This window comes from Dehalococcoidia bacterium, from assembly GCA_030018455.1.
Classification (GTDB): Bacteria; Chloroflexota; Dehalococcoidia; order DSTF01; family JALHUB01; genus JASEFU01.
This window is the reverse complement of sequence record JASEFU010000001.1, coordinates 383,588-399,617: the sequence shown is the minus strand read 5'-3', so window position 1 is coordinate 399,617 and position 16,030 is coordinate 383,588. Positions and strand designations below refer to the sequence as shown.

Sequence of the window (16,030 nt, the reverse complement as noted above, 5' to 3'; positions counted from 1 at the left end):
GCGACCCGCCGGACGCTCGAACGGAAGCGCGGCCCCGTGTCGCGAAGTATTGAAGCTGGAAGGAGCGCCGCCAATGACGTTTGGGCAGACGGTCCAGGAGGAACTCGCGCGCAGGCTGCTCCTGGGAGAACTGATAGCTCGAAACGCCCGCAAGTTCCCCGATAAGGAAGCCCTCATATTCGGCGACACTCGCCTCACCTACCGGGAGTTCAACGGCCGGATAAACCGCCTGGCTCACGCCTTCCTGGAGATGGGTGTCGGCAAGGGCGAGAAGGTCGCGCTTCTCATGACGAACTGCAATCAGTACCTTGAGTGTTACTTTGCCCTCGCCAAGATTGGGGCGGTAGCGGTGCCCGTCAATTTCAGGCTCCATCCGGAAGAGATCACCTACATCGTCAACAATGCCGATGCCGTGGCCGTCGTGATCAGTGAACAGTTCGCGGACACTGTGAAGGGGATTACGAAGGACCTGCCGCTGGTCCGGCAATACATATCCGTTTCGAGGGAGCCGGTGGAAGGGATGCTCCACTACGAGACCCTGATCCGCGACTATCCGGAAGAGGAGCCGCTCGTCCTTGTCGATGAGGACGACGCCGCATTCATCATGTACACGGCAGGGACCACGGGCAGGCCTAAGGGCGCGGTGATAACCCATAAGGGCCAGGTTATCATGTGGCTCCTGGCCTCTTTGCAGGTGACCTCTGAGCCCGGAGTGGGCAATCTGTGGGACTTCCGGGTCTGCTCGCCTCCGCCGCTATACCATCTCGCTTCCTTCGGCTACTGCCAGGCGCATCTCCTCGTCGGCGCGACGGTCGTCCTGCCCACCCAGACGTTCGACCCGAACGAGATCATGGAGATCATTGAGCGAGAGAAGATCATATCCATCCTCCTCATTCCTGCCATGGCCAGCTTTCTCCTGCTGCTGCCCGACATAGAGAAGTACGATTTCAGTTCGCTCAAGATATGGGTTTCCGGCGCCGCCGTCCTTCCTACCCAGACGCGCAGAGCGATGACGGAGCGATTTCCCGGCCTTCTGGTCTACGATTGCTTCGGGCAGACCGAGACCGGCGCCCTCGTCTCCATAATCGGGCCCTCCGAGAGCGAGCGGAAGGTCGCTTCTGTCGGTAGGGGCCTCCCGCTCATTGAGATCCGCGTGGTCGACGACGAAGACCGAGACGTCCCCGTCGGCGAGATCGGGGAGGCCGTCTACCAGGGACCCAACATCATGAAGGAGTACTACAAGGACCCGGAGGGAACAGCCCGGGCCATGAGGAACGGGTGGTTCCATTCCGGAGACATGGTGCGACGCGATGAGGAAGGTTACATCTACATCGTCGACCGCAAGACGGACATGATCATCAGCGGCGGGGAGAACGTCTATCCCGCCGAGGTGGAAGAGGTGCTCTACCGGCACCCCAAGATCCTGGAGGCGGCCGTCATCGGCGTCTACGACGAGCAGTGGGGCGAGGCGGTGAAGGCCGTGGTGGTGCCCAAGCCGGGCGAGACTCTGACCGAAGAAGAGGTCATCGAGTTCTGCAAGCAGCACCTCGCAAGCTACAAGAAGCCGAAGTCGGTCGATTTCACCGACGCCCTGCCGCGAAACCCGACGATGAAGGTGCTGAAGACGGTGCTGCGCGAGAAGTACGGCAAGGCTGTTAAGTACTAGGAGGCCGCGTCTCCCCTGCAGCAGCGTTTCCCCATGCCGTTCTGAGCGGAGCCGCTCATGCGCCGCCGTCCCCAGAACGCGGCCAGACCGCCGCGCGCATCCTTTACTCCGGTTGCTCCTCGTAGCCGGGAGGTGGCGTCGGTGTTACGCAGTCTTCCGTTGACTCAAAGCCGAACGGCTCGCCGAAGGGCTCCCACCTGAACGTCGGCGGGTCGGTCGAGCGGTCCACAGTGGCCCGCAGGTACACCTCCACCTCGATCGGCCGGTGGTCCGTGGGGCTCATGCTCGAGGGCACCATGCAGGCGGAACACTGGAATTTGCACATCGATTCCGCGGCGTCAAGGAAGGACTCGCGCGTCAGGTCCGGGCCCGTCTGCTTGAGAATGTGCACCATGTATTCGCCGATGAACTCGCCGAGGAGGGTCAGGTTGTCCACCGCGACTCCCGGCGCATACTTGGCCATGATCTCGTGGTGCTTGGCGATGCCCGGGTTGTCGGTCTCGAACGCCTGGTGTCCGAACACCACCGACACCGCGCCTTCGATGTTATCGTACCCGGAGAGGGTGGCGACGACCTCGACCGCGTCCACGCCGCTGATGACGACGGGGACGTCCCAGCTCAGGGTCTCGCGGGCGACCTTGAAACCGCTCGCGGCCTGGACGGGCATGGTGTAGAAGGCCATGACGTCGACGTTTGCCGCCTTCAGACGCTGGATCTGGTTGGTGACGTCGTTCTGCGTTTCATCGTAGTACTCGACGACGAACTCCATGTCGCCGTCGTTTTCCTCCACGCCCATCTTCAGGCCTTTCTCGCCCTCTTTCCCGAAGTCGTCGTTCTGGGCGAGGATGCCCAGCTTCTTGCCCTTGAAGTTCTCGGCGACATACTTGCCGAGCAGCCGCCCCTCGGTGATGTAGTCAACGAGGAGGCCGAAGCGGTTTCGCGCAGCAGGCTCGGTCCATTTGGTGTTGCCTGTGAGGATAAACATGTCCGGCACGCCGTTTTCCTCCAGGTACCGCCAGACGGAGCTGTGGGCGGCGGTGCCGAGGCTCCCCTGGATGGCGAAGACCTTCTCCTGTTCCACCAGCTTCCGAACGGCCTCGCCGGCAACAGGGCCGCTGTACTGATTGTCCGCGACGATGAGGTTGATCTTCCGGCCGTAGATCCCGCCCTGATCGTTTATGTAGTCGTAGTACGCCTGCATGCCCTTGGAGATGGGCACGCCCCAGGCGGCGGCGGCGGTCTGGCTGAGGGGGAGCAGCGTCCCGATCTTGATTTCAGTGTCGCTTACGCCGGGCACCTCGGCGGATGGAGTCCGTTCGGCGGTGGCTTCAGGCGTCGCGCCGGGCGTGACGGCGTCTTCGTCTTCGCCTTCTCCGCAGCCCGCCGCCAGCAGCAGGGCTATTGTTATGGCGGCTGCCAGGAGCGAGGGCCATCGGCCCAAGACTGCTCGCATCGTAGTCCTCCTTGTGGTACAACCGGCAGCGTGCCGGTCCTGCCTCTTGCGGCCGTTTGTTGGCCTGAGCGTCGGCCGTGGCGATGGGTGGGCCGTATGGGCCTTTAAAGTGCCAATAATACATCCCGATCGCGCTGCGTCAAGTAGCTGGTTCAACTGCCGTCCTGCCGGGTCGCCCTTCAGCAATTCGACGTTCAGCCCGAGGTGGAATGTTGTCCGCGGGCGGAGTACAATCGCCTTTGTCGCGAGCGGCGGCGGGCCGGGCGTCGGACGATGATCGTCGCCTAGCCGGAGGCCGGGCCGCTGCGAAGACATGGGGGCGGTCGCATGGACTTTCGCTTCGGTCCCGAAGACGAGGCGTTCCGCAGGGAGCTGCGGTCCTGGTTGCAGGAAAACGTGCCGCCCGATTGGGAGGGCGTCTTTCTCGAAGAGGACGAAGAGGCCTGGAAGACCGGCCGGGCGTTCGTCAAGAGGCTGGCCGCGAAGGGATGGGTGGCGCCGGCCTGGCCAAAGGAATACGGCGGCATGGAAGCCTCCCCCGCCATGCAACTCGTCTACAACGAGGAGATGGGCTACCACCGGGCCCCCATCGGCTCGATTGTGCAGGCCGTGGGCTACATCGGCCCCGCGATCCTCTTCTTCGGCACCGAGGAGCAGAAGCGGCAGCATCTGCCTCCAATTAGCGCCGGCGAAGTCGTGTGGTGCCAGGGCTTCTCCGAGCCGGAGGCGGGCTCCGACCTCGCTTCCCTCACCACCCGCGCCGTGCGTGACGGCGACGACTACATCATCAACGGGAGCAAGATCTGGACCAGCAACGCCCATCGCTCCGACTGGTGCATCCTTCTCGCCCGCACCGACCCGGCGGCGGCCAAGCACAAAGGGATCAGCTTCTTCCTCGTGGACATGAAGGAAAAAGGGATCACCGTGCAGCCGATCGTCAATATGGCGAACGTGCACAGCTTCAATCAGGTGTTCTTCGAGGACGTGCGCGTTCCCAGCAGCGCCCTTCTCGGGCCGGAGAACCAGGGCTGGTACATCGCCGCGATGACCCTGGACCTCGAACGCTCCAGCCTCGTGGCGGCGGCAATCTCTATGGCCAGGCGCAACCTGGACGACCTCATCGGGTACTGCAAGGAAACGAAGGTCGATGGCAGGAGGCTGCTCGACAACCCTCAGGTCCGCCACAAGCTGGCGGAGCTGGCGATCGAGATCGAAGTCGGCAAGTATCTCACCTACCGCGTCGTGTCGCTGCACGCGAAGCGCGAGCCGGGCAGCATCGAAGCCGCCGTGTGCAAACTCTACAACACCGAGCTCGACGTCAGGGTATCGAACGCGGGCATCGAGATACTGGGGCTGTACGGGCAGCTCGAAAAGGACTCGAAGGGAGCGCTCTTCATGGGCCGCTTTCAGAAGTCGTACCTGTACGCCATCGCCATGCTGGTCGGCGGCGGCGCCTCGGAGATACAGAAGAACATCATCGCCGTGCGCGGGCTAGGCCTGCCGCGGGGATAGCGGAGTAGCCGGCGGTTGCCCGCAAGGAGGTGCGTGTCGTGAGTGAAGAGTCGTTCATCACCGACGAGTTGCGCGCGGCCGTCGGGAAGGAAGGGGAGCCTCTGACCATCGAAGTCGACAGGACGGCTGTCCGCATGTTCGCCCGCGCCGTGGGCCACACCGACCTCGTCTTCTACGACGAGGAGTATGCCAGGAGCAAGGGGCACCGCAGCATCATCTGCCCGCCCGGCTTCCTCGGGCATGCCATCCACACCCCTCAAAACCCTTCGGAGATTGTCGGCAGCTCCATCAGGCGGACTCCCGCTTTGCCGGGCCTGGAGATACGCAACATTCTCAACGGCGGCACGGAATTTGAGTACTACGGCGAAGACATCTGCGCGGGCGACGTCTTGAAAAGCGTGACCAAAGTCGTCGGCCTCCAGGAGCGAAAAGGCAGCCTCGGCCTGATGCTCTTCCTGACCACGGAGACCAACCTTTACAACCAGCAGGGGAAGCTGGTCGCCACCGAGCGCGACACCGCGATCATCTACTAGTAAGCGCCCCCGGGGGCTGTCCGGGCCGGCCGCAAGCGTCAGCAGCGTGAGCGAATGGGGGAGGACGGCGTCAGCCCTCCAGTATGACGAGCCCCTGCGATCCGTCTACCGTGATTATCTGCCCTGTCTCGATCACCTTCGTGCCGATCCTGGTGTTGACGACGGCGGGCCTGCCGAACTCCCGCGCCACTATCGAGCCGTGGGAAAGGGTACCGCCGATGTCCACAACAATGCCCGCAGCCATCACGAACAGGGGGGTCCACGCCGCATCGGTTACGGGCGCAACCAGGATTTCGCCGGGCCGGATCGCGGCATCGATCCGAGGGTCGAGTACAAGTCTCGCCGGACCCGTGACCCGCCCGGGCGCCACCGGCAGACCGCGAAGGACGTTGCCCTGAGATTCAGCGGTCGCCTCGCTGGCCAGGGGTGTCGGATACCCGGTGAAGGTTCCCGGGAGACGCACGTCTCGATTCTTGGCCTCTTCCGCTCTTCTGCGCCGTACCGCCTCCGCCGCCCCTTCCGGCGTGAGCCTGCCCTCCGCCAGGGAGATCGCCTCCTCCCACGTCAGGTAGAAAACGTCCCTCTCGTCGTCCAGCAGTCCTTTCTGGACGAGTCTCTCCGCCAGCGCCCGCATCACCCGGCGCGCACGGTCGTTTGCCCTGATCAGGAGCGACTTGGAATGCTCGCGCAGGCTGACGTACTTCTGGGCCTGCCGCAACGAAAACCGGAAAAGAGGACGCTGCCACCAATTCAGGCGGTTGAGGGCGCGGTGGGTGGCCAGCCGTCTCTCTTGCCGCTGCCGTTGTTCAATTTGGCGAGGATCACTGGATGCCGTCGCGCCGAGGTAGTTGCGGATAATAACAAGGAGAGAAGGGATGTCCTCCGACCAGGTTGCCGCAGACATGTCTCCTTCCATGACGCTGCGGTGTCCGTGCCGTTTGAGGAACGTTTTCAGGCGGCGCCCGAACTCTTCTGCGTTCACCCCTTCGAGCGTGCGCAGCCGGCGTTCGATTTCCCTTCCCTCTTTCGGCGCGAACGCCTCGGTCAGCCGCGGTGACGCTAGGACGATTCGCGAAAGGTTCCACAGATCATACGCGGGGCGGGCGCTCTCCACGCTCGCCCAGCCGCCCAACAGACAGTCCCGCAACGCGCCGGTCTCGTCACCGAGCCAGCGTCTGGTAAGGTGGCCCAACCGGGCGAAGGCAGAACCCGCGGCCGCGGACACAGCGATATGGACTCCTGCCTTCGCTTTCGACTCTCCACGACGGTTAATCATCAACGTGACGAGCTCATCAAGTCCAGACTGTTCCAGCGGTCTGACTTCCTCCTCGGCCTCCATTGTCTCCACATACTCCTGGAATCGGCGAACCTCGCGGGGCAACGTCAAATACACCCAGAGAACGCGGGGGAGGATCGCCGCGAGGCGAAGACGTTCCCGCAAGGGTCTGGGCCTTGCAAGTGCGTCGGTCTCGCCGGTGATCCCTAGGAATTGTTCATCCACTTCTCGAGCGCTGCCGCTGATCTGCTCGGCAGCCTCTCGCAACATGGAGACGTTCAAGAAGGGGCGCCCGTAGAAGAGACCGATGAAGGGGTCTCGATTGCTGGTCCTGATTCCCGCCCGTCGCATGAAGCTGAGGCGCGCCTCGTTGAGGACATCGCCGATGAGCGACCACGACATCGGCGATAACTGATCGGGAAGCACCTCCTGGACGTTGGCGGAGGTCCAGACCGTATCCTTGTCGGTGGGCGTGTCGAACTCAGATCGCCTTCCTTCTCCTGCCTCGGGCGAGACTCTCGGGATCATCTCCGCTCCTTCTCTTGCCCCCAGCCATCGTAAGCTGTTCTTTTCCCTGGGCCTGGATGCATCGTTACCCTGCTCGGCGCATAGGCCGTCAACTTCCGGAATTGACGATCCTGCAGCAATAAGGTAATACTTATCACATGTCTGACGTAAGCATAACAATGAACGGCGTTCCGGTCGGCGTCCGCGAAGGGAGCACCATTCTTGAGGCCGCGCGCGAGAGTGGAGTCCATATCCCCACGCTCTGTTATCTGGAAGGTCTGCCTCCGTTTGGGTCCTGCCGGCTCTGCGTGGTCGAGGTCGAGGGGTTCAGGACGCTAATCGGCTCCTGCCATACCCCTGTTGCGGAAGGCATGGTAATACACACGCACAGCCCCAAAGTCATCGAGGCGCGCCGCGCCCTCGTCGAGCTCATGCTGGCCAGCCATCCCGACAACTGTCTCGTTTGCGACAAGGCGAATCTCTGTGAGCTGAGAAAGATCGCCGCAGATCTCGACATCGGGCTGCCGCGGTTCAGGACAAGGAAGCACTACTATCCTGTCGAGGACGAGAACCCGCACATCGTACGCGATATGTCGAAGTGCATTATGTGTCGTCGATGTGTCGCTGCCTGCCGCGACCTCAAAGGTCAAGAACTGTTCAGCGTTGCCTACCGGGGGTTCGACAGCAAGGTTGTCTACGGGCTCGATGAGTCCGTGGGCAGCGAAGAGGCCTGTCGCGATTGCGATGTCTGTATTTCGCTGTGTCCCACGGGCGCCCTCAGCAAGCCGGTTCAAGTTCGCGAGAAGAAGAAAGGCCCGGCCCTGTTTGTGACGGGATGAATGGCTAAGAAAGTCACCCTCCACAGCGACACGTCGAACAACCTGCTTCTAGCGTTGCAGCAGGCGCAGCGCGAGTCTGGCTACCTGTCCCCGGCCTTGATGGTAGAGATCGCCCGTTCCCTGCGTCTCCCCGTTAATGCAGTCTACGGAGTCGCCAGTTTCTACTCGTTCCTCAACATGAGGCCGCCGGGCAGAAACGTAATCAGGATCTGCCGGAGCGTGCCCTGTTATCTCAAAGAGAATCGCGTGATCATCGAGACGGTGGAGAGGGAAATCGGGATCAGGCCGGGCGAGACCAGCGCCGATGGCAGGTTCTCCTTCGAGCTGACCAATTGCATCGGCCTCTGTGATAGAGCTCCGGCGATGCTTGTGAACAGCGATGCCCACGGCGACCTGACCCCGTCCAGAATAGTGCAGGTCTTGCAGAGCTACGAATGAAGCTCAGCCATTAATGAGGAGTCTCTCGTGCCGCAGACCAAGATCGTCTTGAGAAACTGCGGGTCCATTGACCCGACGCGCATCGACTCCTCCCTTGAAAGGGACGGGTTTAAAGCCCTGCAGAAAGCGCGGCAGATGACGCCTGAGCAGGTAATCGAAGAGGTAAAGGCGTCGGGACTGCGCGGAAGAGGGGGCGCCGGCTTTCCTTGCGGCACAAAATGGGAAGGGGCAAGGAAATCCCCCGGCGAAGAGAAGTACGTCATCTGCAACGCCGACGAGGGAGAAGTCGGCACGTTCAAGGACAGGTACATTCTCGAGAACGACCCGTTCACTCTCATCGAAGGCCTTGCGATTGCAGGCCACGCTATCGGCGCCGGACAGGGCTATATCTACCTTCGTCACGAGTACCACTCCCTGCTCGGCCTGCTGGAAAACGCCGTCGATCAGGCCACGCAGACGGGACTTCTCGATGGCTTTGACATCGCCATTCGAGAGGGCGCGGGCGCCTACGTATGCGGGGAAGAGTCGGCCCTAATGGAGTCGATCGAAGGACGGCGAGGCGAACCCCGCTACCGGCCGCCGTTCCCGACCGTGGCCGGGCTGTGGCGAAAGCCCACGATCATAAACAATGTGGAGACATTGATGAACATTCCCCAGATCATCCTTAACGGGGGCGCCTGGTTCTCCGGCATCGGGACGGAGCGGAGCAAAGGCACCAAGGTCTTCTCTGTGAGCGGCGATGTGGCGCGGCCCGGCGTGTATGAACTCGTGCTGGGGACCCCTCTGCGGGAACTCGTCGAGGAGCTGGCCTCGGCCTCCAACGTTAAGATGATGCAGATCGGCGGGGCCACGGGAAGAATCCTGCCTTATAACCTCATAGATACTCCCCTCGCCTTTGAAACCGTCCTCGGCGCAGGCGCCGTCACGGTGTTCGATGAAAGCCGGGATGTAATAGACATCGTCCACAAGACCATAGAGTTCCTGGCGGACGAGTCCTGCGGTAAGTGCACCCCATGCCGGCAGGGGACTGAGGTCATGGTCGAGACCCTGGAGAGGTTCTGTAGGGGCAAGGGGTCGAAAAAAGACATCAGGGCCCTGGAGGGGCTGTCTGAAACGATGATGCTCACTTCTCTGTGCGGCTTGGGACAGGCGGCGCCGTTCCCCGTACTGGATACCCTGAAGCACTTCAGAGAAGACTATGAGAAGCGGGCTGTAGACAACTGAGGCGGAATCAGCATGAAGACAATTACGGCACAAAAGCCTCTGGCCGAAGTCATGGGTTACATCGAGAGATGGCAGAGTGTCTACATAATCGGCTGCGGCACCTGCGCCACCATGTGTCGCACGGGTGGCAAAGCCGAAGTCATGGCCATGAAAGCCGAAATCGAGACCAGCGGCAAGAAGGTCACCGGCTGGATGGTCGTGCCCACCGCCTGCGACGAACTCGTTGCAGATGCGATGCGGGAGGAATCGGAAGACATCGCCGCCGCCGACTGCATCCTGGTGATGTCCTGTTCGTTTGGAGTGCAAACGATCAGCCTGCACCAAACAAAGCCGATCTATCCGGCGCTCGATACCCTGTTTCTCGGAATCGAGGACAGGCCCGGTCACTTTGTCGAAGTCTGTGCGCAATGCGGAAAGTGTGTACTGGGGCGGACCGCGGCCATCTGTCCCCTCGTCAGGTGCGCCAAGAGCCTGTTCAACGGGCCTTGCGGTGGGTCGTCCGGCGGCAAGTGCGAAATATCGGAGAACGTTCCCTGCGCCTGGCAGATGATCTACGACCGGCTGGCGGAGATGGGGCTTCTCGACGAGTTGGACGAGATCGAACCGGTGAAAGACTGGGACGTCAGCAGTTCCGGCGGGCCGCGGGCGGCTGATGTCGATGCCGAATGCGGGGTCGTTCCAAGGGCCGAGAAGGCCGAAGTGCAGACCACCTGAGTTCGCTTTCGCAAGAGGACGGCGGAAAGGTCAGCAGGCTTTGCGCCATGAACGAAAGAGTGCGGTTTGACTGGTACGGGCTCTCTAAGGGCGGGCGTGCCCCAAGGCCGCTACGCGCTGGTCCGGTCCCTTGATCCGCCCATCACTCCCTTCGGTGTTCCGTCTCATGAGAAGGCCAGAGAAGGCACGGCAGACCATTGAGCAGCCCAGCCGGAGACCCCGCGTTGTGAACGGCAAGATTCCGCCCGGGCTGGAGATCGAGCGGACGCCGGAAGAAGAGACGCTGGTGATGCGCCTCGGCGTGTTCAACAACATGAGGTGGGTTGCCATCCTCGGGGTCATCGCCGTCACTCTCATAGCCAGGTATGGATTTGACATTGGTTTCCCCACCGTGCCGGTCTATGTCGTCTGCGTCTTCATGGCCCTGTACAACCTCGTGTTGATGCAGCAGGTCCGAGCGCTGAGGAAAGTGCGCGCCGACCGGGTTATACCGCGCGTCCGGCAGTACGTATATATCCACATCGTGCTTGATATGTTTGCCCTCATCGTTCTGCTCCACTTCACGGGGGGCGTCGAGAACCCATTCGTCTTCTTCTTCGTCTTTCATGTCGTCCTGGCGAGCATCGGGCTCAGCTATCAGGTCGTCTATCTGCTGTCCACGATGGCGATCATCATGGTGTCGTTTCTGTTTGGCCTGGAGTATGCAGGCGCAATACCTCACGTCAATCTCGAGGGGTTTGCCGAGCCCGCGCAATACGAGGACGCGAGCTACAATCTGGCCGTGCTCACGGCTCTGGGCATCCTTCTCTACGGCACGGCCTATTTGACGACGGCTATTGCCGGCGAACTGAGGAAGAGACAGAGGCAAGTCGTGGCGTTGCGTGACACGCTACTCCAGGAGAAGAATGGAGAGCTGGAACGCGCCTCCACCTCGATAGCCAAACTCCAGGAAGAAAAGGCCCGGTTCCTGCACTTCATCGGGATTGCGGCCCACGACCTGAAAGCCCCGCTTACCGCCATCCAGGGTTTTCTATGGGTAATGCTGGGAGGGTTTGCGGGAGAAATCTCCGAAAAGCAGAGGAACATGCTGGAGCGGAGCACACTCCGGATCAACGAACTTCTGACCCTCATCAGCGATCTGCTGGACATCCCGCGTATTGAAACCGGCCAGATTGTTCAAGAAATGGAAAACGTCTGCCTGCGGGAGATAATCGACGGGTCCATCGAAGGTCAGCGCAACCTGGCTGAGGCAAAGGGCATAGACCTGATTGTCGACGTTCCCGATGAACTTCCCGCGGTCAAAGGCTCTTCCTCTCGATTGCAGCAGGTGTTTACCAATCTGATAAACAACGCCATCAATTACACCCAGGAGGGCGCGGTAACCGTATGCGCAAGGGAACGCCAGAGGGATTTGCTGGTCGAGGTTGTGGATACGGGGATCGGCATTCCTCCCGCGGATATGTCGCATGTCTTCGAAGACTTCTTTCGGGCAAGCAACGTGGAAACCAGGGGGACAGGGCTTGGGTTGTCCATTTGCCGGAGGATTGTTGAGGCTCACGGGGGCAAGATATGGGCGGAAAGTCCCTGTCCCGGGGCCAGCGGGGGTAGCAAATTTAGTTTCACGCTGCCCAAGCTGACCGATGCCAAAGGGAGACGACGCCGATGAAAGCAGGAACAAACCTGGAAAAGATACTCGAAAGCGGCAAGTTTGCGGTCACCGCGGAAGCCGGCCCTCCCAAGGGCACGAGCGCTGCCGTCGTGCGGAGAAAGGGGGAAGCGCTTCGCAACTGCTGCGATGCCGTCAACGTGACCGATAACCAGACGGCCATTGTTCGCATGTCCAGCATGGCGGGGTGCGTCCTCCTCAGGCAGGTCGGCGTGGAACCGGTGATGCAGATGGTCGTCAGAGACCGCAACCGGATAGCGCTTCAGAGCGACGTGTTGGGCGCAGTAGCCGTCGGTATCGGCAACTTTCTCTGCCTCTCCGGCGACCATCAGAAGTTCGGCAACCATCCCACCGCCAAGGGCGTCTTCGATATCGACTCTATCCAGTTGATTCAGATGCTGAAAGACATGCGGGATGAAAAGAAGTTCCTCTGCGGTGAGGACATCACGGGCGAAGTCCCCCTGTTTATCGGCGCTGCGGCAAATCCCTTCGCCGACCCGTTCGAGTTTCGCGTGAGAAGGCTGGCAAAAAAGGTCAAGGCCGGCGCCGATTTCATCCAGACCCAGGCGGTCTACGACGTGCCTAGGTTCGCCAGATTCATGGAGATGGTCTGCGACCGGGGCCTCGATAAGCAGGTGCACATTCTGGCCGGCGTCATACCCATCCGGTCTCTGGGTATGGCCCGTTACATGAGGGACTACGTTTCCGGCGTGACCGTGCCCGATGAGATAATCAGCAGGCTGGAGAAGGCGGAGAGCGCCAAAGATGAAGGGCTAAAGATAGTCCTCGAAATCATAGAGCAACTGAAAGAAATACCCGGCGTGCATGGCATACACATCATGGCTGTGGGCTGGGAAGAGATCGTCCCGGAGCTGGTAGAAAAGGCTGGATTGATGCCCCGACCTGTACTGTAATATTCACAGTACGGCAAGACGTACCAGGGCTGAAGTATAATGTGCCGAGGGAGGAATTATGGCGCACAAGATACTGGTCGTTGATGACGACCCGGATATTCTCGAGGCCGTCGCCTTGATCCTAGAGTCCCAGGGGTACGAGGTGATAACTGCCCGTGATGGAATAGAGGGCCTGGCCAGTCTTAGGGCCGAGCAGCCCGACCTCATGATCCTTGACCTGATGATGCCCAAGATGGACGGGTTTGCCGTCTGCAAGGAGCTTCAGGACCCGAGGTGGTCGAAGTACAAAGACATTCCGATTCTAATACTGACCTCGGTAAGGGAGGAGGCAAGCCGTCGGCGCTACGAGTTGGAGACAGGGCTCGCGCTTGACGTCGACGACTACGTCGAGAAGCCGATGTCCCCCGACGTTTTGCTCAAGAGGGTGAGCACGCTCATCAATAAAAGGAAGAAGTCGTGACATTGTCGGTCTAGGCTGTTGAGCTAAGGAGGCGCCTGTAGTGGAAAGAAAAGCCAGGATCCTGATCGTCGACGATGATGCCGATTTCGTTGCATCGACGAGGACCGTTCTGGAAAGCAAGCCTTACGAGGTGATCGTCGCGGTCAACGGCGACGAGGGTTTGCGCAAAGCGAGAGAAGAGAAACCAGACCTAATCCTTCTGGACATAATCATGCCGGTCGAGGACGGGTTCTCAGCCGCAGAACATCTCAAGAAGGACCCGGAGCTTGCCAAGATTCCGCTGCTTATGCTTACGAGCTACGCGGCGAAGGGATCGGGGACGGGCATTCCTCGGAGCCGCGGGTTTGAACTGGACGCTGAAGACTACATAGACAAGCCGGTGAGCCCTCAGGACCTGCTCGCCACGGTGGAAAAACACCTGCAAAAGGCGGGGCTTTAGCGTCGAGCGGGAGCGCCGGGGCGCGGCGGAGGCGCTGCCGGCGCCGGCTTGCGCGATTCCCTGGGCTGATGAGCATCGGAGGCAGCAGCCCGCAGGAACAAGGGGGTTGGTACCCCCGGCAGGACTCGAACCTGCGACACGCGGTTTAGGAAACCGCTGCTCTTTCCTCTGAGCTACGGGGGCACGTGACACGCGAGTCCAGCGACCGTATCCTATGATATCGCACTCGCAGGCCGTCCCGCCAGTTGAAAGGAAGGGGTGCTAGCGCTGCGCGTATGCCCCCTTTAACTCGACGTCACAAAGCTCCCGCAGCGGTCGCAAAAGCCCTTCCCGCTATGCCGGCAGGAGGAAGACCGCGATCGCCAGGTAGTGAAAAAAGCTGCCCGCGACCGTAAACGAGTGGAACACCTCATGGTACCCGAACACCCTCGGCCAGGGGTCCGGCCGGCGAAATGCGTACATCAGCCCGCCGACGCTGTACGCCACGCCGCCCAGCAGCAGCAGCCCCAAAGGCGCGGCGTCGAGGTGCTGGAGTATCTGCGTTGCCGCCACCAGCGCCACCCAGCCGACGCTCAGGTAGAGGAACGTCGCCAGCCAGCGCGGAGTGTTGAGCCACGCCAGCCGGACGATCGCGCCCGCGCCCGCTATCCCTGCCGCCACGGACAGCAAGCTTATCCCCCAGGCGTCTCCCAGCGCCAGCAGGCAGAACGGCGTGTACGTCCCCGCTATCAGCGCGAATATCATCGAGTGGTCGAGCCGCCCCATCACGTTCTTCATCCGGCGGCCCCACGGGACGCGATGATAGAACGCGCTCGTCCCGTAGACCAGGATCAGGCTGCCGCCGAAGATCGAAGCCCCCACATAGCCGCGAGCATCGTGCGCCAGCAGCAGCATGACGACGATGCCCGCGATGGCCGCGAAGAACGCGCCGAGATGCAGCACCCCGCGCAGCATGGGGCGACGGGCGACAATCGCATCGGTGCTCACGGGTCTGCCTGTCCGGGCGCAGAGAAACGCCGATAGCCGCGGGTGAGAAGGGTGAGGAGTCCTGCGCTGGTGGCATTGGTGGAGATAGGGGGACTCGAACCCCCAACCTCGGCGATGCGAACGCCGCGCTCTCCCATTGAGCTATATCCCCACCTGAGCCTCTGGGGCATCGATTCGATTGTAGATTCGGCCGAACAGGGTGTCAAGGAACGCGCCCCTCGCGCTCCTCCGGCAGCATCCCCTCCATCAGGTCGACGGTCATCCTGCCGCCCGCAACGTCCACTTCCTTGACCACGTCGTCGATCGCTGGCAGCAGCACCTCTCCCCTTTCTCCCTCCACCACGTAGACATCGTTTGCGCCCGTCGTAAGCACTTGACGAATCTCGCCCAGGTGGCCGCGTCCCGCGTCATACACCTGCATACCGACGATCTGGAACCGGTAGTACCTGCCTTCCGGCAGCGGTTCGAGGAGGCTTTTCGGCACCTCAACGGCTTCTCCCCTCAACGCCTCCGCCGCCTCGCGCGAGTCGACGCCCGATAGCTTGACGAGAACCTGTCCCTTCCGCCGCTGCGCCCGCTCCACCTCGAACCGCTCGCCTCTCAGCCAGAGACTCCGCCCCTTGGAGAAGAGACCGACCACGTCCGTGAGCGGCTCGATTCTGATGTCGCCCGCCAGGCCCGCCGGCGCGAGCGCGCGGCCGACGGCGATGAACGGTCCTTCGGTGGGAGGTAACGTTCGGTTAGTGGTTTTCGCCATCGTGAGGATCAAACAAGAAGCGCGCCGGCCGCCCAAACGCCGGCGCCGCGGTCTGTCCTTGGTTCGAGGGTTATTCGCCGATTTCCAGCGACGCGCGGCGCACGCCGCCCTTCGCTGCCGCCACCTTGAGAAGCGTGCGCATCGCGTTCGCGATCCGCCCCTGCTTCCCGATCACCTTCCCCATGTCCGACTCCGCCACCTGCAGGTAGAACACGATGCGGTCCCCTTCCTCCTCCTCCCTTACCACCACCTCGTCCGGGTTGTCGACGATGGCCCTGGCGATATACTCGATCAACTCTTTCATTTGCAGAACTGAGGATGAAAGGTCATTCCGTCGCCGGCGACGGAGGCGCGCTCTTCTCGCTCCTCTCTATGATGCCCTGCCGGGCCAGCAGCTTGGCCGCCGTCTCCGAGGGCTGCGCTCCCTGGCCCAGCCACTTCCGCGCCTTCTCTTCATCGATGTTGACGGTGGCCGGGTCGGTCAGCGGGTCGTACAGGCCGATTATTTCGATGAACGCGCCATCCCGCGGCGACCGCGAGTCAGCGACGACGATTCGATAGGCGGGCTGCTTCTTCTTGCCCACGCGCCGCAAGCGGATTCTCAGCAATCAATCACCTCCAGGCAGTTGTCGGACAAGGGGAATA

General features: G+C 61.5%; 17 protein-coding genes and 2 tRNA genes. 11 read left to right on the top strand and 8 right to left on the bottom strand.

What is annotated here, in order from left to right:
• The first annotated feature begins 73 nt into the window (after nucleotides 1-73).
• Nucleotides 74-1,666 (top strand): long-chain-fatty-acid--CoA ligase, encoded by a 1,593-nt coding sequence (locus QME71_01940; GenBank protein ID MDI6857057.1) that lies wholly within the window; start codon nucleotides 74-76, stop codon nucleotides 1,664-1,666.
• A 103-nt stretch (nucleotides 1,667-1,769) separates the two neighbouring features.
• Here QME71_01940 and QME71_01935 read toward each other — a convergent pair whose 3' ends face one another.
• Entirely contained in the window at nucleotides 1,770-3,119 is a 1,350-nt protein-coding gene (locus QME71_01935) for an ABC transporter substrate-binding protein (GenBank protein MDI6857056.1), read from the bottom strand.
• 327 nt (nucleotides 3,120-3,446) lie between these two features.
• On the opposite strand from QME71_01935, the gene QME71_01930 reads away from it, so the two are divergent.
• Together QME71_01930 and QME71_01925 are read left to right on the top strand one after the other, a co-directional pair.
• Nucleotides 3,447-4,631 (top strand): acyl-CoA dehydrogenase family protein, encoded by a 1,185-nt coding sequence (locus tag QME71_01930; protein ID MDI6857055.1) that lies wholly within the window; start codon nucleotides 3,447-3,449, stop codon nucleotides 4,629-4,631.
• Nucleotides 4,632-4,669: 38 nt separating this feature from the next.
• The gene (locus tag QME71_01925) at nucleotides 4,670-5,164 is read left to right on the top strand and encodes a MaoC family dehydratase N-terminal domain-containing protein (GenBank protein ID MDI6857054.1); all 495 of its coding nucleotides are present in this window, start codon (nucleotides 4,670-4,672) and stop codon (nucleotides 5,162-5,164) included.
• A gap of 70 nt (nucleotides 5,165-5,234) precedes the next feature.
• On the opposite strand, the gene QME71_01920 is transcribed toward QME71_01925, so the two are convergent.
• Nucleotides 5,235-6,968, bottom strand: coding sequence for a PEP-utilizing enzyme (locus QME71_01920; GenBank protein MDI6857053.1), 1,734 nt, complete (start codon nucleotides 6,966-6,968; stop codon nucleotides 5,235-5,237).
• Nucleotides 6,969-7,105: 137 nt separating this feature from the next.
• Between QME71_01920 and QME71_01915 the strand changes: the two genes are divergently transcribed.
• The 8 genes from QME71_01915 (at nucleotide 7,106) to QME71_01880 (ending at nucleotide 13,641) form a co-directional block, all read left to right on the top strand.
• Nucleotides 7,106-7,786, top strand: a complete 681-nt coding sequence (locus QME71_01915; protein ID MDI6857052.1) for a 2Fe-2S iron-sulfur cluster-binding protein — start codon at nucleotides 7,106-7,108, stop codon at nucleotides 7,784-7,786.
• Nucleotides 7,787-8,224, top strand: coding sequence for an NAD(P)H-dependent oxidoreductase subunit E (locus QME71_01910; protein MDI6857051.1), 438 nt, complete (start codon nucleotides 7,787-7,789; stop codon nucleotides 8,222-8,224).
• Between the two features lie 27 nt (nucleotides 8,225-8,251).
• Nucleotides 8,252-9,448 carry an NADH-ubiquinone oxidoreductase-F iron-sulfur binding region domain-containing protein gene (locus tag QME71_01905; protein ID MDI6857050.1) on the top strand — a complete coding sequence of 399 codons (1,197 nt, stop codon included), beginning with the start codon at nucleotides 8,252-8,254 and terminating at the stop codon, nucleotides 9,446-9,448.
• Between the two features lie 12 nt (nucleotides 9,449-9,460).
• The gene (locus QME71_01900; protein ID MDI6857049.1) at nucleotides 9,461-10,162 is read left to right on the top strand and encodes a methylenetetrahydrofolate reductase C-terminal domain-containing protein; all 702 of its coding nucleotides are present in this window, start codon (nucleotides 9,461-9,463) and stop codon (nucleotides 10,160-10,162) included.
• Between the two features lie 226 nt (nucleotides 10,163-10,388).
• Nucleotides 10,389-11,828: a HAMP domain-containing sensor histidine kinase gene (locus tag QME71_01895; GenBank protein MDI6857048.1), complete on the top strand. Its 1,440-nt coding sequence runs from the start codon at nucleotides 10,389-10,391 to the stop codon at nucleotides 11,826-11,828.
• On the top strand, nucleotides 11,825-12,742 hold the full coding sequence (locus QME71_01890) for a methylenetetrahydrofolate reductase (GenBank protein MDI6857047.1): 918 nt from the start codon (nucleotides 11,825-11,827) through the stop codon (nucleotides 12,740-12,742). Before QME71_01895 ends, QME71_01890 begins: the two co-directional genes overlap by 4 nt.
• Before the next feature lie 58 nt (nucleotides 12,743-12,800).
• Nucleotides 12,801-13,202, top strand: a complete 402-nt coding sequence (locus QME71_01885) for a response regulator (GenBank protein ID MDI6857046.1) — start codon at nucleotides 12,801-12,803, stop codon at nucleotides 13,200-13,202.
• Nucleotides 13,203-13,242: 40 nt separating this feature from the next.
• A complete protein-coding gene (locus QME71_01880; GenBank protein MDI6857045.1) occupies nucleotides 13,243-13,641 on the top strand; it encodes a response regulator in 399 nt (132 codons plus the stop codon).
• 107 nt (nucleotides 13,642-13,748) lie between these two features.
• Here the strand turns inward: QME71_01880 and QME71_01875 are convergent.
• From QME71_01875 to rpsP, 6 genes are all read right to left on the bottom strand, one after another.
• Nucleotides 13,749-13,824, bottom strand: a tRNA-Arg gene (locus QME71_01875).
• Between the two features lie 150 nt (nucleotides 13,825-13,974).
• Nucleotides 13,975-14,628 (bottom strand): hemolysin III family protein, encoded by a 654-nt coding sequence (locus QME71_01870; protein ID MDI6857044.1) that lies wholly within the window; start codon nucleotides 14,626-14,628, stop codon nucleotides 13,975-13,977.
• 76 nt (nucleotides 14,629-14,704) lie between these two features.
• A tRNA-Ala gene (locus tag QME71_01865) sits at nucleotides 14,705-14,779 on the bottom strand.
• 51 nt (nucleotides 14,780-14,830) lie between these two features.
• Complete coding sequence (rimM, locus tag QME71_01860; protein MDI6857043.1) at nucleotides 14,831-15,385, bottom strand: ribosome maturation factor RimM; 555 nt, start codon at nucleotides 15,383-15,385, stop codon at nucleotides 14,831-14,833.
• Nucleotides 15,386-15,455: 70 nt separating this feature from the next.
• Nucleotides 15,456-15,689 carry a KH domain-containing protein gene (locus tag QME71_01855; protein ID MDI6857042.1) on the bottom strand — a complete coding sequence of 78 codons (234 nt, stop codon included), beginning with the start codon at nucleotides 15,687-15,689 and terminating at the stop codon, nucleotides 15,456-15,458.
• 22 nt (nucleotides 15,690-15,711) lie between these two features.
• The gene (gene rpsP / locus QME71_01850) at nucleotides 15,712-15,993 is read right to left on the bottom strand and encodes a 30S ribosomal protein S16 (GenBank protein ID MDI6857041.1); all 282 of its coding nucleotides are present in this window, start codon (nucleotides 15,991-15,993) and stop codon (nucleotides 15,712-15,714) included.
• Nucleotides 15,994-16,030: the final 37 nt, after the last annotated feature.